The 22,120-nt window shown below is 64.5% G+C and carries 11 protein-coding genes and 2 pseudogenes; 9 read left to right on the forward strand and 4 right to left on the reverse strand.

Features of this window, described 5'->3' with window-relative positions; all coding sequences use genetic code 11:
• Positions 1-152, reverse strand: a pseudogene (locus BN11_RS26310) (ISL3 family transposase); the annotation flags it as partial.
• 3 nt (positions 153-155) lie between these two features.
• Positions 156-1,280 carry a DNA cytosine methyltransferase gene (locus tag BN11_RS02220; RefSeq protein ID WP_048693905.1) on the reverse strand — a complete coding sequence of 375 codons (1,125 nt, stop codon included), beginning with the start codon at positions 1,278-1,280 and terminating at the stop codon, positions 156-158.
• Positions 1,281-1,314: 34 nt separating this feature from the next.
• Here BN11_RS02220 and BN11_RS02225 point away from each other — a divergent pair, with 34 nt between their 5' ends.
• The 9 genes from BN11_RS02225 (at position 1,315) to BN11_RS02260 (ending at position 19,412) form a co-directional block, all read left to right on the forward strand.
• Complete coding sequence (locus BN11_RS02225) at positions 1,315-2,109, forward strand: hypothetical protein (protein WP_048693908.1); 795 nt, start codon at positions 1,315-1,317, stop codon at positions 2,107-2,109.
• Between the two features lie 44 nt (positions 2,110-2,153).
• On the forward strand, positions 2,154-2,618 hold the full coding sequence (locus BN11_RS21555) for a very short patch repair endonuclease (RefSeq protein WP_235435582.1): 465 nt from the start codon (positions 2,154-2,156) through the stop codon (positions 2,616-2,618).
• Positions 2,615-5,362 carry a DUF1156 domain-containing protein gene (locus BN11_RS02230; protein ID WP_235435329.1) on the forward strand — a complete coding sequence of 916 codons (2,748 nt, stop codon included), beginning with the start codon at positions 2,615-2,617 and terminating at the stop codon, positions 5,360-5,362. The genes BN11_RS21555 and BN11_RS02230 overlap by 4 nt, the downstream gene beginning before the upstream one ends.
• Before the next feature lie 11 nt (positions 5,363-5,373).
• Entirely contained in the window at positions 5,374-8,778 is a 3,405-nt protein-coding gene (locus tag BN11_RS02235; RefSeq protein WP_048693914.1) for a Swt1 family HEPN domain-containing protein, read from the forward strand.
• The gene (locus BN11_RS02240) at positions 8,775-10,277 is read left to right on the forward strand and encodes an ATP-binding protein (protein WP_083433946.1); all 1,503 of its coding nucleotides are present in this window, start codon (positions 8,775-8,777) and stop codon (positions 10,275-10,277) included. Before BN11_RS02235 ends, BN11_RS02240 begins: the two co-directional genes overlap by 4 nt.
• A gap of 87 nt (positions 10,278-10,364) precedes the next feature.
• Positions 10,365-11,273 carry a PD-(D/E)XK motif protein gene (locus tag BN11_RS02245; protein ID WP_048700621.1) on the forward strand — a complete coding sequence of 303 codons (909 nt, stop codon included), beginning with the start codon at positions 10,365-10,367 and terminating at the stop codon, positions 11,271-11,273.
• A gap of 5 nt (positions 11,274-11,278) precedes the next feature.
• Positions 11,279-14,263, forward strand: a complete 2,985-nt coding sequence (locus BN11_RS02250) for a Z1 domain-containing protein (RefSeq protein ID WP_048693920.1) — start codon at positions 11,279-11,281, stop codon at positions 14,261-14,263.
• Positions 14,264-14,377: 114 nt separating this feature from the next.
• Positions 14,378-15,670: a hypothetical protein gene (locus BN11_RS23355; protein ID WP_048693923.1), complete on the forward strand. Its 1,293-nt coding sequence runs from the start codon at positions 14,378-14,380 to the stop codon at positions 15,668-15,670.
• 1 nt (position 15,671) lies between these two features.
• Positions 15,672-19,412 (forward strand): ORC-CDC6 family AAA ATPase, encoded by a 3,741-nt coding sequence (locus BN11_RS02260; RefSeq protein ID WP_048693926.1) that lies wholly within the window; start codon positions 15,672-15,674, stop codon positions 19,410-19,412.
• A gap of 194 nt (positions 19,413-19,606) precedes the next feature.
• Here the strand turns inward: BN11_RS02260 and istB are convergent, their stop codons facing one another.
• Positions 19,607-20,401: an IS21-like element helper ATPase IstB gene (istB, locus tag BN11_RS02265; RefSeq protein WP_201329189.1), complete on the reverse strand. Its 795-nt coding sequence runs from the start codon at positions 20,399-20,401 to the stop codon at positions 19,607-19,609.
• Positions 20,401-21,925, reverse strand: a pseudogene (istA, locus tag BN11_RS02270) (IS21 family transposase). The gene istB and the pseudogene istA overlap by 1 nt, the downstream one beginning before the upstream one ends.
• Positions 21,926-22,120: the final 195 nt, after the last annotated feature.

The raw sequence follows: 22,120 nt of genomic DNA on the forward strand, positions 1-22,120 counted from the left end.
TCCAGGACCGAGCGGGCGTCCTCGAGTTGGTCATCGATGGCGTTCTTGTACCCGTGGAACGGGTCCAACGTCGCCACCTCGACTCCGGCCCGGAATGGTTCACCACGGTCCTTCAACCAAGTCCGGTAGGTCTCTCCCGTGCGGCTTGGGACGGGTCAGGCAGCGCGGAAGGCGGCCATCAGATGCTGACCGAGCGCCTTGCCAAGTGGAACCGGTACGGCGTTGCCGATCTGGCGCGCGATTGACGTCTTCGACCCGACCCACTTGTATGTGTCTCGAAAACCCTGGAGACGGGCGGCTTCATGGTGAGTGAGCGCGCGAGGTTCGGTCGGGTGCAAGTAGCGACCCTTCTCGGGCTTGAAGAACTCGGTGCGGATCGTCACCGACGGTCGATCCCACCACAGTCGGCCCATCACGTCACCCGAGCCTGTGGTGTGCTTACGCCAACAATCCGACTTCAGGTCGTCCGGCAATTTGAATCGATTCTCGCCCTCATCGATGCAGGCGAACCGCTTCAGCGAGATCTCCTCGTAGTGGCGAGTGACGTGAAGTTCGTCGGTACGGTAGGCGCCGGACAACACTTCTCCGCCGAACTCGTACATCCGATCAGGCAGATGCTGCAGGCGGACCGCCTCCGGGAGGTGCCGCAACGCGCTTCGCACAGTCTTCCAGTTCGACGGATCCTTGAATCTGCTCGCGACCTCCGGGAAACCCGGGAAGGGAAGGTCGCGGTGATGCCCGATCAAGATCACGCGCTTGCGGATCTGGGCTGCGCCATGCTCTGCAGCGTTAAGGATTTTCGCCTTGAACGCGTAATCACGCAGCTCGCCGTCGCGGCCGCACATCTCCTCGAATTGGCCAAGCTGAGGTGAAGTTAGGAATCGGGGGACGTTCTCGAGCACAAAGAACTGAGGGCTCGCCCTCAGGATCGTTTGCGCGTAGTACTCCCAAAGCTCGTTGCGCTTGTCGTTGACATCCTTCTTGCCAAGCGCGGAGAAGCCCTGACACGGCGGGCCTCCAATGATGAGGTTGGCAGAGGGAACATCCTCCATCTGCAGCCAGTCCTCGATCGCCCCGGCGAAGACCGAGTTTCTGCCGTGGTTCGCCTCGTACGACGCCGCCGCTGCGAGGTCGAACTCAACAGCACGCACGGTGCAGTAGCGGTGCGATGCGCTCCGTACGGCGGAGGCGCGCTTGAAACCCTCGCTCAGGCCGCCAGCGCCACTGAAGAGGTCGAGCACGCGAATCTCGGCGCGCGACGACGACCGAGATTCCACCATGGTATGGAACCCTATCCGGCCCGGACGACAGGGCGTGGCGGATTCGGTGAGACTCGCCAGCGACAAGATACTCGCCGACTGCGACGGTCGTACGCTCAAGGACGTGTTGCACGACGTGTCTGCCGAGGGTGGTCTGGGCTTCTGCCACGCTGGCTTGCCGAACATCCTGCCCTTCGGCTATCACGGCCCGCTGGTCTTGGCGGTTGACTCCAATCACGGCCCGCTGGTCTTGGCGGTTGACTCCAATGTCCTCATCGACTTCCAAAAGCACGGAAACGAACTGCTGGACGGCGACGTGCGAGCCGAAGAGGAGAAGTACGCCGAGGAACTGACCTCCCTGGGGACGTTGCTCAACCTCTGGATGCTCAGGGACATCCGGTTCGTCGCCACGCCACGCTCTCGCACTGACGCGAAGCGCAAAATGCCTGGGTTCGACAGCGTGATCGAAGGTCTCGCGGAGGCTGTGGCCTTCCAGTATGGCGACTGGACGTTTCCGGCGCCTTCGCACGGTCCTGACTTATTGCCGGTCGGAGACGAGCACGGGCTACCGGATGGAGCGGATCGTGATCTGGTGCTCGAGGCGCAGACTGCGGGCGCCCATGTGTTCTTAACCCGAGACGGCCGAGTTCTCCGACGCGCAGCTCTAACGGGACCGGCGATGCGCGTGTGGGCTCCGAGCGAACTTGCTGACGAACTGGTGCTATCTGGCGTGGGTCTAATCGGAGGCGGCCTCTGCGGCGAGCCTGAGTGCCCGTACACAGAGTCGATGATTCCGGCACCAGACATGGGCAAGTGGGGCCCGTTGTTCGCGTGCTTCCAAGATGATTGAGCGGCGTTCCGATGCCGACCACTGATCCTCGGACCTGCCTGCGGATGGCGAAGCAACGGCGCAGGGACACGACAGTCGAGATCAACCTTGGGCGTGTGCTGCACTCACGCGGACTCCGATATCGAGTGGACGCAGCGATTCCGGGCTTGACGAGGAGGCGGTCAGACCTCACCTTCGCCTCAAGTCGAGTGGTCGTCTTCGTCGACGGGTGCTTCTGGCACGGGTGCCCCGAGCACAAGACCGCGCCCCAGACCAATGCTGCCTGGTGGGCTGCCAAGCTTGCCCGCAACGTCGAGCGCGACAGAGAACCGACGCCCATCTCGTCGAACGTGGGTGGACCGTGGTCAGGTTCTGGGAGCATGAGGACCCAGAGCGCGCGGCAGATCTCGTCGAGGCTGCTGTTCGATCGGGTGATCCGGGTCATCACGGTTTCTGTCGGGCTTCTCTGGTACCCATGTTCAGGAGCCAGTCGGCTCAGCACCTGCAGTCGAGTCGAGGGAACAGGTTGAAGCGCAAGCTCATCGAGGTATCGCTGCCGCTGGAGGCGATCAACAGGGAATCCGCACGCGAGAAGGAGCCCTTCACACGCCGGCACCCCCGTGCTCTTCACATTTGGTGGGCGCGGCGTCCACTGACGGCTGCGCGCGCCGTGCTCTTCGCGCAACTGGTCGATGATCCAAGTTCACATCCTGAGGAGTTCCCGACCGAAGAGGAGCAGAAGCGGGAGCGGGCCCGTCTGCACGACCTGATCGAGCGCCTCGCCGTCTGGGAGAACACTTGGGATACAGCGCTCTTCGAGGAGGCGCGGCGGGAGATCCTGCGCTCCAACGGAGGAGCCGCGCCAGCATTGTTCGACCCATTCGCTGGTGGCGGCACGATCCCACTTGAGGCACAGCGGCTGGGGTTGAAGTCACGAGCGTCCGACTTGAACCCAGTCGCCGTTCTCATCAACAAGGCTCTGATCGACCTCCCGCCACGCTTCAAGGACCGCAAACCTGTCTACCCGGGCGCCGCTGACACGCAAGGACTCTGGGCTGGTGCCGACGGACTCGCGACGGACGTTCGGGAGTACGGCGCCTGGTTGTTCGGTCAGGCTGAGCGCCGCGCTGGCGGCAACTATCCGCTCGTGGCGGTTCCAGGTGGCTCGACGGCAAGGGCTATCGGCTGGATTTGGTGCCGCGCAGTGGCATGCCCGAACCCGGCCTGCGGCGCGACCCTGCCACTGGTCCGAAGTTGGTGGCTCAGCAAGAAGAAGGGCAAAGAGGCTTTCATCTCCCCGTCGGTGGTTCCGGATCCGACCCATCCGTCCGGGCGATGCGTCGAGTTCACTGTGGTGCACGGCGCGGCTGGCGGCCCGAAGTCTGGCGACGACGGCACGGTCAACCGGGTCGGGGCAACCTGTCTGGCATGTCACACGGGAGCCGACCTGAAGTACGTGCGGGCTGAAGGAATCGCGGGTCGGATCGCAACCCAGTTGATGGCCGTAGTGGCTGAGGGGAATCGCAGGCGAATCTATGTATCGCCATCCGAAGTCCAATCGAGTGCCGCGGCCGTTGCCCGGCCATCGAGTATTCCTGACGCGTCAATCCCGCCGCAGGCACCGAGCTTCCGTGTGCAGGCGTACGGAATGACGCGCTGGACAGACCTCTTTACCGACCGCCAGTTGTCGACCTTGTCGACGTTTAGCGACCTGGTTGCGGAGGCTCGAACCAAGGCACTCGAAGATGGGGCTGATCCCGAGTACGCAGATGCGATCGCTACCTATCTCGGCTTGGCTGTTTCGCGATACACGGACATGAGCAACGCCCTTTGCTCGTGGAATCAAGCGAACGAGAATGTGCGCGCACTCTTCGCGCGGCAGGCGGTCCCGATGACCTGGGACTTCGTGGAGGCGAACCCGTTCGGGCAGATCGGTCTCGCTGGCCCAATTGAGTCAGTATGTAACTCGCTCTATGTTGGCATCGGCGAGAGCGGGAGTTCGGCTCAGGCGTCCGCAACTGACGTTGACTTTTCTGGCTACGTCGTAAGCACCGACCCGCCGTATTACGACAACATCGGATACTCCGACCTCTCCGACTTCTTCTACGTGTGGCTGCGTCGCTCTCTCAGGGACGTTCATCCGGAGCTGCTGTCGACCATGCTCGTCCCCAAAGCTGATGAGTTGGTGGCAAACCCCTATCGCCACGACGGGCGGCAAGGAGCCCGGCGGTTCTTTGAAGAGGGTTTCCGGCGCGTGTTCGCAAACGCGCGCCAGTCCGCGAACACGGACGTCCCAGTCACGGTTTACTACGCCTTCAAGCAGAGCGAGACGGACCCCAGCGGGGAGGCGTCGACGGGTTGGGAGACCCTCTTGGAGGGAATGATCTGGGCTGGCTGGGAGATCACATCGACTTGGCCAATCCGTAGCGAGCGGACGGCTCGGTCGGTCGGACTCGGAACAAACGCCCTCGCATCGTCGATCGTCCTGTCGCTTCGTCCACGTCCTGATGGTGCTCCGGTCGCAGATCGACGGGAGTACATCGACGTTCTGCGCGACGAGTTGCCCATTCGCCTCCGGGCGCTTCAGCAGGCAGACATCGCACCAGTCGATCTTGCCCAATCCGCGATTGGGCCTGGCATCGGTGTGTTTTCCCGATTCGCCAAGGTGGTCGAGCCCAACGGTGACCGTGTCACCGTTCGGGAGGCGCTCCGGCTGATCAATGTCGTCTTGAGCGAGGTTCTGTCTGACCAGGAGGTGGACTTCGACACCGACACTCGGTGGTGCGTGAAGTGGTTCGAGACCCATGGCTTCGATAGGGCGGGCTATGGCGAGGCCGAAACCCTTGCTAGCGCCTACAACACCTCAGTCGGCGGTCTCGACCGATCTGGGGCGGTGCACGCCAAGGCTGGCGAGGTTCGTCTTCTGACGACGGTCGAACTTCCATCGGCATACCGCCCCGAGCGGGACGAGCACATCACCCTCTGGGAGGTCGCGCTGCACTTGGTCAAGGCCCTGGACGAGACGGGACTTGCTGAGGCAGGCCGGATCCTTGAGGGCGCTTCAAACCGTGTCGACGTGGAGGCCGTCAAGGAACTTGCGTATCTGGTGTTCGCGATCGCAGAGAAGCGGTCGATGGCCCAAGTCGCGGGCATGTTCAACGCGTTGGTGACGTCGTGGCCCGAGGTCAACGCTGCTGCCAGGGCTCACGCAAGTTCTGCCCCGAACGCGACTGAGCAGGCCATGCTTGCTCTCGACGATGAACTCGGCGACTGAGGAGGCTCACTATGGCTGTCAGCAACCGCGAGCGCGTGTCGCGCGCCCTTGAGATCACGTCCGAGGCTCTCGGCCCGTTCGTTGCGCGTCAGATCGCACCTCACGTTCCCGACGGGGCAGAGTGGCCAGCGATCCTGCGGGTGCTCGACGAACAGAAGGGCAACGACAAAGCAGGCTTCCTTTACGCGGCGAGTGACCTATCGCTGCAACTCCGGGTGATGACGGAGCGCCTCGGCACCATTGGTTTCCCGTTCTCGTCCGCCCTATCCAGAGCTGAACAGAACCTAGCGGGTGAGTTGCGCGACATCCGCAACCGCGCAGCGCACGGCGCTCCGTTCAACTTCGACGACACCTACCGCGCGTTGGACACGGCGGAGCGGCTGCTGCGGGCAGCGGACCAGCCGAGGGCCGCCGACCGGATCAAGGCCGAGCGAACTGATCTTCAGCGCGCCCAGATCGAAGCCGAAACCCGACGCGACGTCCGAGAGAGCACCTCGATCTCCGGACTGGGCGACGTCGAGCTGACGCCATGGCGTGACGTGCTCAAGCCCCATCCAGACGTCCTCAGCGGACGGTTCAAGGAGTCCGAGTTCGCAGCGAACCTTCATTCAGTTGCGCACGAGACAGGTACTACCTCGGCGGAGTATTCCGACCCCGTCGAGTTCTTCCGGAGGACGTTCCTCACCGCGGGGTTGAAGGACCTGCTGACTCAAGCGGCGAATCGCGTCGCCGGTGGCGCCGCAGCGGCACCAGTGATCAATCTTCAGACCACGTTCGGTGGTGGCAAGACGCACTCGATGCTTGCGGTCTGGCACTTGTTCTCGTCCGTTCCGGCTGCCGAGCTGCCGCAGGAGATCCAGGAGATCCTCCACACGGCAGGGCTGGCCGACGGCGACCGCACGATCCGCAGGGTCGCCGTAGTCGGCAACGAGATCGCGGCAGGGCAGGCCCGGCACCGTGACGGGCTGACGGTTCGGACGCTTTGGGGTGAAATCGCACGACAGCTTGGCGGCCGGGAGGCATTCGACCTCATCGCGGAGTCGGATGCGACCAGCACTAGCCCCGGCGACCACCTTCGGGACCTCCTGGCTCGGTACTCACCTTGCGTCATCCTCATCGATGAGTGGGTGGCGTACGCACGACAACTGGGCGACGACGACCTGCCGGGTGGGACGTTCGAAACCCAGTTCACCTTCGCTCAGCTGCTCACGGAGGCGGTCGCGGCGACCCCCGGTGCGCTCCTCCTGGTCTCGATCCCGGCGAGCGACGTGCGACGTGAGGCAGATGGAATAACCGCGGAGTCCGTCGCCTCCGATCTTGAGACCGGCGGAGAGCGCGGACGAGCTGCGCTTCGCAGGCTTGAGCACGTCGTTGGTCGCGTCGCGCATCAATGGCACCCCGCGTCGGCCCAGGAGTCCTTCGAGATTGTCCGTCGTCGGCTCTTCGAACAGCCCGACGCCCAGGCCTTCCGCCAGGTCGCTGCGACTGCTCGCAAGTTCGTCACTTTCTATCGCGAGCACCAGGGCGAGTTCCCGCGTGAGACCACCGAGGACGCTTACGAGCAGAAGATGCGATCGGCGTACCCGATTCATCCCGAGCTTTTCGCTCGCCTCTACGAGGACTGGTCGACGCTGGAACGGTTCCAGCGGACCCGTGGAGTGCTGCGACTCATGAGCGGAGTCGTCAAGGAGCTCTACGCCGCCGAAGACGACTCGCCGCTGATCATGCCCGGCTCTGTCCCGATCGCGGCCGACCAGGTCGTCGGCGAGCTGACGCAGTACGTCGACGTGCAATGGCGCTCCGTCATCGACTCGGACGTCGACGGGACCGACAGCCTGCCGTTCCAGGTCGATCGCGAGCGCCCGCTCTTCGGCAAACGCGGCCTAACGCGTCGGATCGCACGCTCGGCATTCCTCGGTTCGGCGGCCACGTTGCAAAGTGCCCACAAGGGCATAGAGCGCAACAACATCTTCCTCGGTGTCGCGATGCCGGGCGACACCGTAGGCAACTTTGGGTCGGCGCTCCAGATGCTGAGCGATCGGGCGACGTACCTCTTCGCCGAGGGAGTTCGCTACTGGTATGACTTGCAGCCGTCTTTGAATCGCACCGTCAATGAGCGCGCGGCGAATCTCCACGAGGAGGATGTGTGGGCGGAGGTCGTGGCCCGGCTCAAGCAAGCGGGCCAGGCAGGTGCCGACTTCGCCGCTGCCATCGTCGCGCCGACCGACGCCTCGGACGTACCAGAAGCCGAAGTCGTCCGCCTCGTGTACGTGCATCCGCAGTTCCCTCACAAGAACAAGGACACCGACTCACGCGCCATTCGGTTCGCACGTGATGTTGTGGCCAATCGAGGAAGCGCGAGCCGTGAGCGACGAAACACCATCGTCTTTCTCGCCGCCGACGAGCAGCGCTATGCCGAGTTGGAGTCCATTGTACGGCAACACCTGGCGTGGCGCAGTGTGGTCAAGGATAAGGATCACCTCGACCTGACTCAGCAGCGCGTCGCGCTCGCGAGCGCGAAGGTCGATGAGACTAACAAGGTTGTCGCGCAGCGGATCGGGACCAGCTGGATCTGGGCCCTCTACCCGCGGGATCGCGGCGACAGCGAACCGTTCAGCATCTCCGTCGTACGTGCCGACGGCGATGAGGATCGCCTCGGAGTTCGCACGGGCAAGAAACTGGTTAAGGAAGACGTCCTACGCGTAGAGATCGCGCCGGCGACGATCAGGCATGACCTCGACTCGAAGCTCCACCGCGTGTGGAACCAGGGGCACATCCGTGTCGGCGATCTGTGGGACTACTACACGAAGTACCCCTACCTTCCTCGGCTTCGGGACAGGGCCGTTCTCATCCGGGCTATCGAGGGCGTGGTCATGGACATCGCATGGCCGCAGACAGGGTTTGCGCTCGCCCTGGACTACGACGCGGCCTCGGGTGAGTTCGAGGGACTGACTGTCCCGATCGAGGACGGGCCGGCGATCGTTAATGACGACACCTACCTCGTCGCGCCGCATGTTGCCTCCGCCCAGCGGACACGCGAGGAGCGCGCGGCCCAAGCCCGAGCGCTCTCTCAAGTCGTGGAGACCCCCGCGCAGCCGTCGACCAACGTCTCGCCTCCAGCTGTCACGCCGCAGGCGGCCGCGGGTAACGCCTCGGTGGTCGAGCGGGCCCGCTACGAGGGTCGCTACGAGGTCGACGCAACCACACCCGATGCCGTGACCGAAAAGCTGCGCGAGGTGATCGACGAGGTCGTGCGGCACATCGTTTCCGCCCCGGGCGCGGAGAACGTTTCGATCGTCCTCGAGGTCAGCGCGGAGAACAGCGACGGCTTCTCCGAGTCGGTCGCACGAACGGTGCGGGAGAACAGCCGCGTCTTGGGCTTCGATAAGAGCGACTTCGAGGACGTCGAGTGGTGACCAAGACCAACGACGTGGTGGAGCGCATCAAACTGGCCCCCGATGCCGGGCTCGTCAAGAGCCTCGGCGCGAACCACACGCTGGAGTCAGCGATCGCCGACCTGGTCGACAACAGCATCGACGCCGGTGCCACACGCGTCTCGATCAGGCTCCTGACGAACAACGATCGACTCACCCAGGTCGAGGTGCTCGACAACGGCAACGGGATGGACGCGACCTCCGCCAACGCCGCGATGACCATCGGCCATCAGCGCGCGTACGCCGAGGGAGACCTCGGCCACTTCGGCATGGGCTTGAAGGCAGCATCCTTCGGCCACAGTGACGTGCTGACAGTCTGGTCGACCAGCTACGGCGCCACCCCGGTCGGGCGCCGGATTCGACGTACCGATTTCTCTAAAGACTTCACGTGCGAGGTGTTGTCCGCGGACGCGGCGCAGGAGCGTGCGGCTGAGCGACAGGTCGTCACCGGATCAGAGGAGGGGACGTCGATCGTGTGGACCGACGTCCGTAACGCCTACCGCGGTCGCAACCCGGACGAGGCACGAAGCTGGCTGTCAACTCGCAACGAGGCGCTCCGATCCCACCTCGGCGTGACCTTTCACAGGCTGATTGCGGCCAAGCGTCTCCGGATCGACGTGCTGATCGACGAGGTCGACGAGGCACTGGCGAGTCCGGGCATTCCCATCCTGCCGATCGATCCCTTCGGTTACGCGAAGTCCGGACACCCCGAGTACCCGAAGGATCTGATCGCCAAGGCTGTCGACACCCGCGTGACGCTGCGATGCCACGTATGGCCAGCCAAGTCGGACGTCACCGGTTTCCGCATCGGAACCAAGAGCGGCGAGCAGTTCCAGGGCTTCTACATCTATCGCAACGATCGGCTCCTCCAGATCGGCGGTTGGTCCGACACCGCGACCCCGACGGCCGCACGTCAACTCGCGCGCGTGGTTCTCGAAGACACCGGCGCCATAGGTCCGTTCGTGACCATGAATCCCGAGAAGAGCGGACTCAAGTTCGAGCCGGTGTTCCACGACGCCATCAACAAGGCTGAGGCTTCGGACGGGACGACCTTCCTGACTTTCCTCCAGGACGCCGAGTCGATCTACACGGACGCCAACAAGCGCAGACGCGAACGCAAGCCCGTCATCAGACCTGACAAAGGCATTGCTCCAGCGGTGCGCAAGCGGATCGGCAGCGAGTTGCCCTTCATCGACGGCGACGCCGTCAGTGTGAAGTGGAGGCGGATGCCAGCAGGTGAGTTCCTCGACGTCGACCATCCCGACAAGACCCTCTGGCTCAACACCCGCTACCGCGGGTTGTTCGCTCCCGATGGGGGAAGCCTCAACGACGCCCCGGTCCTTAAGGCCCTGATGTTCTTGCTGACCCACCACGTGTTCGAAGGTCAGCACCTCGGTTCGAGGGACAAAGATGAGATCGCCCTTTGGAAGAGTGTCCTCGGTGCCGCTGCGGCCGCCGAGGAACACATGCGCGGCGAGTGAGGAGCAGACCCAATGACCATCTCTCCGGACGACGCACGGCATCTGACGTTCACCACGCTCGACGAACTGTGGAACAACGGTGCGCCGATGGTCCTGCCCATCAAGGGTGACCCGGCCTGCCGACTTCAACTCGACCCCAAGAGCGGTCTCATCACCCTTGTCACGGCGTACGACACTCCCGAGCCGGACGTCGCAAAGCTCAAGAACGTTGGGTTCGCCGCAGTCTCTTCGGGTGACGACGAACTGGCTGAACTTACTATCCGTGTCGAGGGCAGCGTCCACGGCGCCTACGGGCTGCTCGCGACGGTCGCGGACGAACTGCAGGTCGAGAAGATGCCGCTCGCGGCTGCGGTCGCGGCCGCGGTCGCCCGACATCGCAACGTGTTCGCGAGCCGAGGAGCGATGACTACCGAGAAGGAAGTCGGACTGCTCGGAGAACTGCTCTTCCTCGAGTTCCTAACCCACCAGATTGGAGCCGGCCCTGCGGCTGCGTCGTGGCAAGGGCCGCTGTCGGAGGAGCACGACTTCACCTTCGACTCTGTGCACATCGAGGTGAAGACGACCAGCGGCGAGCGACGCAAGCATGTCATCCGCGGGCTTGATCAGTTGGTGCCGCTCAGAGGTGTCCCGCTCAGCCTGCTGTCCATCCAATTGACGCGGACATCCCCTGAGGGCGGCCGCACCCTGCCACAGGTCGTCGCCCACGTTCGGAAGATCGCTGGAGGCCATCAGGTCGCGATCGATTCCATGCTAGCGAGCTTCGGATGGCAGGACGACGACGCTGACCTCTACCCAACATTCTGGGCACTTCGTTCCCAGCCACGCGCGTACGACGTCCAGGGCGACTTCCCGGCCATGACCGCGGATCTAGTCGGCCCTGTCGTCTCCAACTTCGCGCTTTTGTCGGATGTCTCGTACAGGGTCGACCTGACCGACCTGCAACATGATGGGCTTCCGGACCCCATCGGCGGATTCGTGGAATCGAAGGAGAGCTGACGAACGTGACCGACCATCGCCCCGTGTGGGCCGACGCGCTAACGAACGCCTTCGGGGCGTTGAAGAACCAGCAGCCGAGCCCGCTCGGCCCGATCCTTACGGCGCTCGCTGGGGTGCAGGTCGCCGACGCGGATCTCGCGACATTCGTTAGCGACGCGCCCGAGAACGACGCAGCACTGACCCAGGCACGCATGGCTCTAGCCAAATGGGACATCCAGGACGATTACGTCGGCCAGGACGGCCAAACGACGCCGCCTCGGACCCAAGAACGACGGGCGGCCATCTACTCAAGCCTCGGTGTCTCAGCGGAGGTCGCCAGCGCATTCACCATGAGGGTGGGGGTCTTCGAGATCCCTTCGATCGTGATCTCGAAGGTCTTCGAGCCGTGGTACGCCACAGAGCGGAAGCTTCGCACGAGCGTCTACTGGGACGACTACGAGCGATTCCTCCGCGACGAAAAGGGCTGGCCCGCTTCGTCGATCACGTCACTCGACGAAACGACGACCGAGGTCATCGAACGCCTCAGCCGCCCGACCCGACCCGAAGCGAAACAGACCAAGGGCCTGGTGGTCGGATACGTACAGAGCGGAAAGACCGCGAACTTCACCGGCGTCGTCGCCAAGGCCGTCGACTCCGGCTACCGACTCATCATCGTCCTGACCGGCACGATCGAAATCCTTCGCGCTCAGACCCAGCGCCGAATGGACATGGAGCTCATGGGTGTCGAGAACATTCTGGCCGGTCAGGATCCGAGCGACCCTGCAGTAGCCAAGGAGCTCGACTACCAGCAGGACAAGAAGTGGAGCCACGGGTTCGTCAAGCACGGCGAGGCGCTCACGCTTCCCGGCGTCGTAGAGATCGCTCGTGTGACGAGCCACCGCAGCGACTACAAGCGGCTGCCGCAGGCCATGACCAAGCTCAAGTTCGCGCGCAAGAACAAGCAGAAGCCGCTCAACGACGAAGAAAATCTCTTCCACTTGGGCGCCTATGTCGCGGTCATCAAGAAGAATCCCGCGGCGCTGCGGAAGCTGATCCAGGACCTGAAGCCGCTCAAGAACGAACTCGACGAACTGCCGGTGCTGATCATCGACGACGAGTCGGACCAAGCCTCGGTGGACACGACGAACCCGGCGAAGTGGAAGAAGGGCTCAGCCGAGAACCGTAAGCGAACGACGATTAACGAGCTCATCACCGAGATCCTCTCGATCTGCAAGCGCGCGCAGTACGTCGGTTACACAGCCACGCCGTTCGCGAACGTGTTCGTGGATCCCGACGACGAGCGTGACCTATTTCCCGCCGACTTCGTCCTCTCTCTCCAGCGCCCTCCCGGCTACATGGGCGTCCAGGAGTTCCATGACGTGGGCAAGCGATGGGACGATGAGGAAAAGAGCGTCGCCAATTCGAACGAGCTCGCCCACATCCGGCCACTCGTCGGCGACAAAGACACCGATCCGATCAGCCGAACCGAGGAGCTTCAGGAAGCGCTTGACGCCTGGGTGCTGGCCGGAGCCGTCAAGAAGTTCCGCGAGGCCGACACGGACTACATGCAGGCCAACCCGAACATCGACTTTGCGCACCACACGCTTCTCGTCCACGAGTCCGTCAAGCGCGACGACCACACGGACACGGCTGCCGACGTTCGAGCCCTCTGGGCCAAGGCCAAGTTCAATTCCGCAGAGGGCTTCGCCAGGCTGCAGAAGCTGTACGAAGCCGACTTCGTTCCGGTCATGCAGGCGCGTGCTACCAGCGCTCCGATCCCAGCCTCGTTCGACGCACTCAGGCCCTACATCGGAGAAGCGCTCGCTCAGATCAACATCGACGGCGACCCGGTCCTCATCGTCAACTCCGACAAGGAGATTCAGGCGCAGCAGAAGAAGCTCGACTTCGAATCCGACAAGGTGTGGCGGATTCTGGTCGGCGGCACGCAGCTCAGCCGCGGGTTCACAGTGGAGGGCCTGACAGTCTCGTACTTCCGACGCAAGGCCGGTCAGGCAGACACGCTCATGCAGGCAGGGCGCTGGTTCGGATTCCGACCCGGCTACCAGGACCTCGTGCGCCTCTACATTCGACGCGACCCGCAGGTCGACCTCTACGAGGCGTTCGAGGCGCTGCTGATGGATGAGGAGGCCTTCCGAGCCGAGCTGAGCCAGTACGCCAGCTTCGACGACGACGGCATGCCCTTGCTGGAGCCCCGCCAGATCCCTCCGCTCGTCAGCCAGCACCTTCCGTGGCTTAAGCCGACCGCACGCAACAAGATGTGGAACGCCGTGATTGCCAACAAGGCGCCCACCGACATCCAGGACCTCTACGGCCTGCCGGATCGTGGAACCAACGAGAACCACCAGAACTTCGACAACGTCATCGTTCCGCTGCTCGCCAAAGCGACATATGACGTCGTGCTTCCGTACGAGCTCGACGGAAAGTCGGGGTACACGCAGAAGGCCCGGATCGGTCTCATCGCCGCCGACGAGTTCAACCAGTTGTTCGCCGCGCTCGCCTGGCACCCCGAGTACGAGGCCAACATCAAGGCCTTCCGAGGGTTCATCGAGAAGGCGACCAGCGACAAGAAGATCACCGACTGGGCCGTCGTGTGGACGTGGCCGAACACCGGAGGGCGTCTCTTCGATATCCCGGAACTCGGCGGCGACGTCGCGATCGTGAAGCGCAAGCGCCGCGCAGGTCGTATCGACTTCGTGGGCTCGGATCGGAAGCATCGTGCGGCTGCCCGGCCGATCGCGCTCGGCGAGCCCGTCGGCCCGCTCGGCGCCTCATCGACGCGGGGCGTGGTTCTTGTCTCAGTAGTGCCAGATCGGGAACCGGACGACGCCACGACGCCTGTCGATCGGAAGGAGCTGGTCGGATTGATCTCGATCGCAGTTCCCGCGAAGGCGGTGCCCAGGAGCAACCTCATCCAATGGACCGTCATCAACTCGGCGAAGCCGGACGACGTGGTGGTCGACCAGCTGGATTCGCCCCCAGCAGGTGCCTGAATGTCACTCAGCAGTGAACCGGGCCGGGATCGTGATGACGTTGGTAGCAGGTACGTTAAGACGCCCGGTCCGGCTGGGATCGGTGATGCCTCGAGTCGAGAGGGCTGGCTGGCCGTGGACCGTTCGGATGACGTCACAGGGTCCGTCGGTGCCTTGTACCGGCACATTCTGCGCAGCAGCGAACTGTCCACGGAGGTCGACGTCGGCCTGATCGCCGACTTGGCGATGGCGCTGACCGCCGGTGGCGCCCTGCGGGAGTTGGCGGATTGCACGGATCTCGCCTCCACGGGTGGCCCCGGGTCGATCTCGACGATGCTGGTCCCCTTGATGGCGCGGGCCTCCGGCTTGCGGGTGGCTAAAGTCGGAGTCCCGGGCCGCCCAGCTGGCGCGGTGGACGTCCTCGCGAACGTGCCTGGCTACCGGTGGTCGTCGACTGAGAAGGAGTTCGACGACGCCATGCGACGTTCGGGCTTCGCCCACACAGCCGCGAACGAGTGCTGGGCACCAGGGGACGCAGTCCTATTCCGGCGTCGCCAGGCAGAAGGTACGCAGGGCGTTCCAGCTCTGGTCGTGGCGAGTTTGCTCGCGAAGAAGCTGGCCGCCGGTGTCAGGTATCCCGGATTCGAGGTTCGAGCAGCCCGGCATGGCAGCTTTGGCTCGACGCCCGACGAAGTCCGTCGCAATGGCGCCATTCTGTGCGAGGTCGCCGAGCGTCTAGGAATGCGTGCCACCGTTTTCGTCACGAACGCCGAGTACCCACACCAACCCTGGATCGGCCGCGGTGAGGCGCTGGTCGCTCTCGGCATCGCCTGCGCACGGAGCGGTTGGCCTGGCGGCGCTGATCTAGATCTTGAGGGAGTCGCCGACGCATGGCTCGCCGAGCATGTCGACACATGTGCGCAGATGGCCGTGGCTCTCGTGAAAGTGTCTTCCTCCGTGGCGACAAGGGAGGGGTCAAGCGTGGACCGAGCGGACCTGATGCGCGAGACAGCGGGCTTGGGCGGCCATCTCACAGGTGTGCTGAGCGAGCACCTGCAGGCACACGGTTCGGCGTGGGAAACCTTCGAAGCACGTTTTATGTCCGTGCTCGCCGCGCGACGTGAACCGGTGCGGGCACAGGAAGGCGGATTCGTGCGCTACCGTATCGAGCGGATTCGAGACCACGTTGTCAACGCCAACGCGCGCGGCGCGGAACCCATCAACCCGGGGACGCCTTTCCCGGATCGTGCAGGTGTTCTCCTCCATGTCCCGACCGCCACACGGGTCGCGCCCGGCGACGTGGTTCTGTCACTTCGGTGGCCAAGCGAGCTGGCGCCACCCGACGCGAGCGAACTCTTCGAGATCACCGATTTTCCCTCGACATCGCGATATCAGGATGGCGGGCAACTCCGAGAGGTTATCGGTTGAGATGCAGAACTACACGTGCTTCTGGCATCCCAAGTACGGGTACGGCAGCGGCGAGTTAGCAGATGAATGCGACGAGTGCGGCCGCAGAATGGACCACCCACTGACACACCTGCCGGAGCAGATCGGCACTTACCGGGTGACTGCGAAGATCTCGCGCGGCTTCTATGCCGCGACATACATCGCGGAGACGAACAACTTCTTGGCGCGCAAGGTTTGCCTCAAGGTGGCACCGCGAGCGGTCTACGAAATGGCCGGCAAGGACTTTGAGGCCGAGTGCCACGCACACCTCCAAGTAGCCTCCGGGACTCGTCACCTGGTCGACATCACCGATGTCGACCAGCTCGAGGTGGCGTTCGGTGACGAGGCGCCCATCCCCTGCCATGTCGCCGTACTTGAGTACGTCGAAGGGTCCTCTCTCAAGGATCTCCTCGAAGGAGAAGAAAGGCTGTCGGCGAAGCGAGTGGCTCAGGTGGCGCTGGACCTGCTCGAGTTGCTGCGCGAGCTCGAGTCCCGCCAGATGAACCACAATGACCTCCACGCCGGCAACATCCTGATCCGACAGCTCGCACCGGACGCCGTCCGAGGTGGCGACCAGATCGACCCCACGGTCGAGGCAGTTGCTGTGGATCTCGGATCCGTGCAGGACGGCAGCAAGAGCGGCGACGTGGCGCAGCGCCTCGCCGACGCCCACCAGATAACCGATCACTTAGTGCGGTTGGCAAGGCGGCTTCACATCGATCCCGACGCCGTCGACGATGTGGATTACCGACTGTCTCGAGCCCTCGATGACATCGCAGCCCTCCTGCGACCCGAGCAGCTGGCCCAACGCAGCAGCAATTACTCGGACCTGCAGGGCCACATCCGCTCGACCTTCGACCTGGCCACCTCCCCATGGAAGGAGGTGCCCAAGGGCTTAACCCGGATGTCGGACTCCTACAACGCCCAGACGATGAAGGCGTGGTTCATCCCCAAACTGCTCGTCGACCCGAACGGGTCGTGGCAGCGGCGCGTCGAGGCGCCCGGCCCACTGGTTGTCACGGGCATGCGTGGCTGCGGTAAGACCATGTTGCTTCGCGCGCTGCAGTTCCACGCTCGCGCTGTAGTCGCCCAAGAGGAGAACGACAACAGCGGAGACATCCTCAAAGCGCTGCACGAGGACAATTACGTCGCTCTCTACGCCTCATGCAACCGCCTGCTCGACAAGCTCGGCCGGCCCGACCCGGAGATCCACGAGCCCATCAGTCGGCTCTTCCTCTTCTACGCGCTGCAAGCCCTACAGGCCATCCGCCACCTCGATGAGCTCACCGATGTCACCCGCGCGAACCCGCGCCCGGTCGGCGAGATCATCAGCCAACTGATCACAAACGCTGACCTTCGCGAGGCGACCTCGGTCCATCTGATGGAGCGACGCATCTACACGATGCTGCGATCCCTCGAGTCAGGCGAGTCGCAGTACGTGCTCAACTGCAGCCCGAACAACGCCATGACCGCGCTTGCCACTGCGGTCACGCAGTGCGCACGGGTGTGGGACGGCGTGAGCGTGTACTTCCTCCTCGACGATGTCTCAACGCGCCACCTCAACGAGAACAGCATTCTGTCCCTGCTCTCGCAACTCATGTTCACCAGCGATGTGTGCGCCTTCAAGATCACGACCGAGGCCCAGACTCTCGAACTCGCCCTCAAGTCGCCAGGCATGGTCGAGCGCGCCCGCGCCGGCAGAGACTACGAGACGTTCGATCTCGCCCAAGAGATCCTCAACAGTCTGCGAGCCGACAGTGGGAGGGCGGGCAAGGAGTTCGTTACTAGTGTCCTAGACAAGCGCCGCGGCCTGCTTACCTCGCATCCGGCCCACAGCCCGGCCGTGATCCTCGGCGAGAAGAGCCTGATTGACATCTCTCGCGACATCGCTTATGTGAAGGCCAGCTCACCTCGTCGGAAGGAGGTCTACGCCGGCGTCAGTGCGCTCGCGGCGGTCTGCGTGGGAGACATCGGGGACGTGCTCTCGATCTACCAGATGATCATCGACCACGCGGAACGCTCGGGCCCGATCAGCCGGACACCGGTATCGGAGGAGATACAGTCTCGCGCGTTCCAGGAGCACAGTGCACGTCTGATCTGGCGGCTCAACAGGCGCGATGGGCGCCTCAAAGACTTTGCCGACGGGTTCGCCCAGACCGCCTACGAGGAGCTACGCGACTCCGCCTCTCGATCGCAGGACCACGACCAGAGGGAGAGATTGCGCGAGTACAACCAGATCTACGTGCGGGTCACGACCGGGGACAAGGCGAATCAACTGAGGCAGCTGCGCGAGCTCGTGGACGCAGGCGTCTTCGTGCTGTCTGGTGCACCTGACGCTCCCCGGATTAAGACCAGGGACGGCGATCCGATCACCCAGCACATCCTCACCTTTCGCAAGCTTCTCGGCCTGTCCAAGTTCGTGCCCCTCGGCCAGCGCGATCGCTTCGAGCTCTCAGGCGAGAAGCTCGAGCAGTGGCTAGACGACCCCTCTCAGTGTCTGGCCATCCTCAGGCAGTCCCCGCGCGAAGAAGCTCTTGGGAGCGCCCCGACCGGCGCTGGACCCGTCGGTGCTGAGCCCTTACCCACTGCAGACGAGGTCCTGGCCAGGGGCTCAGATCACGATGACAGGGGACGCCAAAGCACCCTAAAGCGCGCCGCTGGCGCTCCTCGGCAGTCGACTCTGTTCGACCAAGTCCGGATCTCCGAGCGTGAGCAGACCGAGCCAGCCCCTTCCGCACCCCGATCGGCCCAAACTGCGGCGGTCTCGAAGACGGACTGGAACGAGCTCCGGACCGCCGGCATCTCAGGGATACTCGCGGGCCTCGGCTTCGAGGATCGCGCCGAAACCTCGATTCAGCGCATAACAACAGAGCTGTCCATCGCTCAAGCCGACCTGGTCGAGTACGACTTGGCAGGCCGCAGACGGATCCTCGAACTGCTCGACCGCGCGACCATCCAGCGAATCCCGGCGGCCCGGGCCTACTGGTCTCAGCCTAGCGAGAACCAGACCCCGATCGTGATCGACATCACGGGGTTGGCGAAGCCCTTCATCTACACAGCAGTGCGCGGTCAGCTCCTGCGCCACGGTCACGCCTACATCGCCTACACCTCGGCCGAGGAGTCCTACCCGCTGCCAGAGGATGTCGAAGAGCGACTGCATGCCAACGTGGATGCCGACATGTTCGCCCGGCTGCAGCGCTTCGACGACATCCTCACCGGCGAGCGCGGAGAATATGAGTTCCTGAGGGTCGGCAGCGGGGGGGTCGACGACGGCCGTCGTCGGATCCCCCCCCCCGCCGCCTCTGCTAAGCACGAGCGACTCTTCACCTTGCTCGACCGGCGCGAGTACGACCGTGTCCAGATCATGATCCCCACTGACGATGGGCCAAGGTCACGTTTGGCAGCGCTCGCCGCGGATGTCGCGGCCAGCGACTACCACGCCTGCGAGATCGAGCGAGTCGACACCCACGACCTGGCGGCGATGGTCACCGCCGTGGAGTCCTCCTACTCGCGCCGTTACCTCGAGGAGAACTACAACATCGAGGTGGGACTGACAGGGTCGAAGCTCCACTCCGCCGCACTGGCTATCGCCAGTGCAGATCTCAAGTTCGCGGAGGCGTGGTATCTGAGGCCGGAGGCGTATGACCCCGAAAGGTTCACGACCGGCAGCGGTCAGACCGACCTGTATCGAGTGACCAGGCGCCCAGCGGACCCTGACCAGTGAGGTTCTCGTTCCGGTGAGCGGACGTGGTGGAGGGTCGTCGAAAGGACGACCAGACGGGCGGGCTCTCCTGTCAAGGGACAGCAGGAACTGCCCAGTGGCGGACATGAAACCTGCCCGCTGACGGTCACGGGAACTGCCCGGTGGTGGCCATGGGATCTGCCCAAGGGGCTGCGGCCACTACCGACCAGGGGCATTCAGTTCAACGGGCTCACCCCTTGGCCGGCGAGTGCCTGGGTGAGTCGCACGCTGTCGCCGCTGGTCTGGCAGACGTGGGCGTGGTGCAGGAGCCGGTCGACGGTAGCGGTGGCCAGTGTCTTGGGCATCAGCTCGTCGAACCCGGACGGGTGCAGGTTCGAGCTGATCGCGACCGAGCGCTTCTCGTAGGCGGCGTCGACGAGCCGGTACAGGCCCTCGGCGGCGTCGACGGCAACCGGTAGCAGCCCGATGTCATCGACGATGACCAAGTCGGCTCGCAGGACGCGGGCGATGGCCTTGGTGACTGTGTCGTCGGCGCGATGGCGGCGCAGCAGGCCGCCGAGGTCTTCCAAGGTGAACCAGGCGACCTTCAGCCCCTGCTCAACGGCAAGTTGTCCGAGTGCTTCCAGCAGGAACGTCTTTCCGGTGCCCGACGGCCCGCACACGACGAGGTTCTCCCGGCGGTGGACCCATTCCAGGGTGCGCAGCGCCTGCTGGGTCGGCGCCGGGATCGAGCAGACCTCGGGCTGCCAGGCATCGAAGGTTTTCCCGGTCGGGAACCCCGCGACCGCCCGCCTGGTCGCTAGTGCGGAGCGTTCCCGACCGGCGACCTCCTCGGCGAACAGCGCCTTGAGCACCTCAGCCGGTTCCCAGCGCTGAGCCTTCGCGGTCGCGACCACCTCGGGTGCGTGGCGACGGATGTGGGGCAGCCGCAACCGACGCAGCAGATCCTCCAGGTCCGCCGGCAGCGCCGGCGCGGACCCAGCCGCCATCGTGGTGCTCCTGGTCGTCATCAGAGCGCCTCGTCTTTGCTGTGCTGGCCGAGTCGTGCCCAGGCGCTGGTGCCCTGGGTCAGCGAGCGATCCTCGCTGGCCCGGTGTTCGCCCGCCTTCGGTGCTCGGGCGTGGTGGTCCAGGATCGAGGACAGGTCGGCTTCGGCGAACCGGCCGTGCACGGCGGCGTGGCCCAGTGCCCAGTCGACCTCGACGGGGTCGAACAGCTTGGCCAGGGCGAGCGCTTCGGTCATCTTGACCCGCATCCGCGGCGTGCCCGCGGCGGCTGCCTCGATCAGCCACAGCCGGGCGCCCTCACCCAGGTCGAGGAACTCCGACTCGGCAGCGTTCCTGGCACGGGGTCGACGGTCCAGCGGTCCCTCGGGCTGGGGTGGGAAGTGGGCGTCGTAGATCTTCGGTGTCCCGGGGGTGGCCCGGTAGTGGCGGGGGGGCGATCTCGACAGGGCCGTCGGCGCCGACGTGGACAATCACGACCTGCTCCTCAGCGCCGACACCGTGGACCCGCACCCACACCGTGGCACCGAGCAGCTGATGTGGAACCGAGTACTGGCCGGACTCGAACGTCACCATCGGCGTGTTCACCGGCACCTGTCGAGTGGTGCCGAACGCGACCGTGTGCGGTGTCAGGGCGACCGGGTGGAGTCGGGCGCGCTCCTCGGCGAGCATCTCGACCGGCGGCCGCTTGGTGATCCGGTGCGGGCGGGTGTTGACCTTCTCGCAGAACGCCACACAGGCGGCCTCGAGCTCGGCGAACGAGTCGTAGGCCTCGCGCAGGTTGGTGTCCTTGGGGACGAGGTCGGCCTTGCTGATCTTCACCGACGCCTCGGTGCCGCCCTTGGATGCCGGGTCGGCCGGCACGCAGGTATGCACGCTCATCGAGTAGTGCTCGGCCAACGCGACCAGCTGCGGGTTGCGGACCGGGATCCCGGCGATGTGCTCGACCGTGACGGTCTTCTCGTTGTCGGTCAGCACGTAGGTCGGCACCCCGCCGAGTCGCCGGAACGTGACGTCGAGTGCGGCGAAGACGCTGGGCATGGTCTTGTCCCGCAGCGGCAGCACAACCCGGAACCGGGACCAGGCCAGCCAGGCGACGAACAGGACCGTCTTGACGCCGTCGACGACCGGGCCGTCGCCGTAGTCGTACTGCAGCCACATCCCCGGCTCGGTGATCCAAGGTCGGTGCACCCGCACCCGCCCGGCCCGGTAGGACTGCTTCACGGTCGCGACCGCGCGGCGGGAAGTGCGCTCCGAGCCGGTGTAGCCCAGCGCCACGAGCTTGTCGTGGGCCACGTCGGCGCGGACCTTGCCCTTGGACCGCTCCACCCACTCCTCGACCTTGGGCAGGTACTCATCGATCAGCATCGGCCGACGCGCGGCCTGATCCAGCTCACCGCCGGCGGCACGCCGCTCGACGTAGTGCTTGACCGTGTGGTGGGAGCAGCCAGCCAGCTCCCCAGCATCACGCAACGACCCAGTCAGGTCGTAGGCATTCAAGATTTCCATGATCTCCTCGGCAGACTTCAACTCATCCCTTCCTCGGGAGCGAACGGGCGCATCAGCACCGCTCATCGCACCCGAGGAAAGGGCCTCAACCGCGGACCGCGGCGAGGCAGACGACGTCGTGTCGGGCAGACCCCATGACCGTCAGTGGGCAGTTCTCATGTCCGCCAGCGGGCAGCTTCGTGGCCGTCTCCGGGCAGTTTCTCGTGGCCGCCGACA

Origin of the sequence: Nostocoides australiense Ben110 (assembly GCF_001050535.1) — a bacterium.
GTDB lineage: Bacteria > Actinomycetota > Actinomycetes > Actinomycetales > Dermatophilaceae > Nostocoides_A > Nostocoides_A australiense.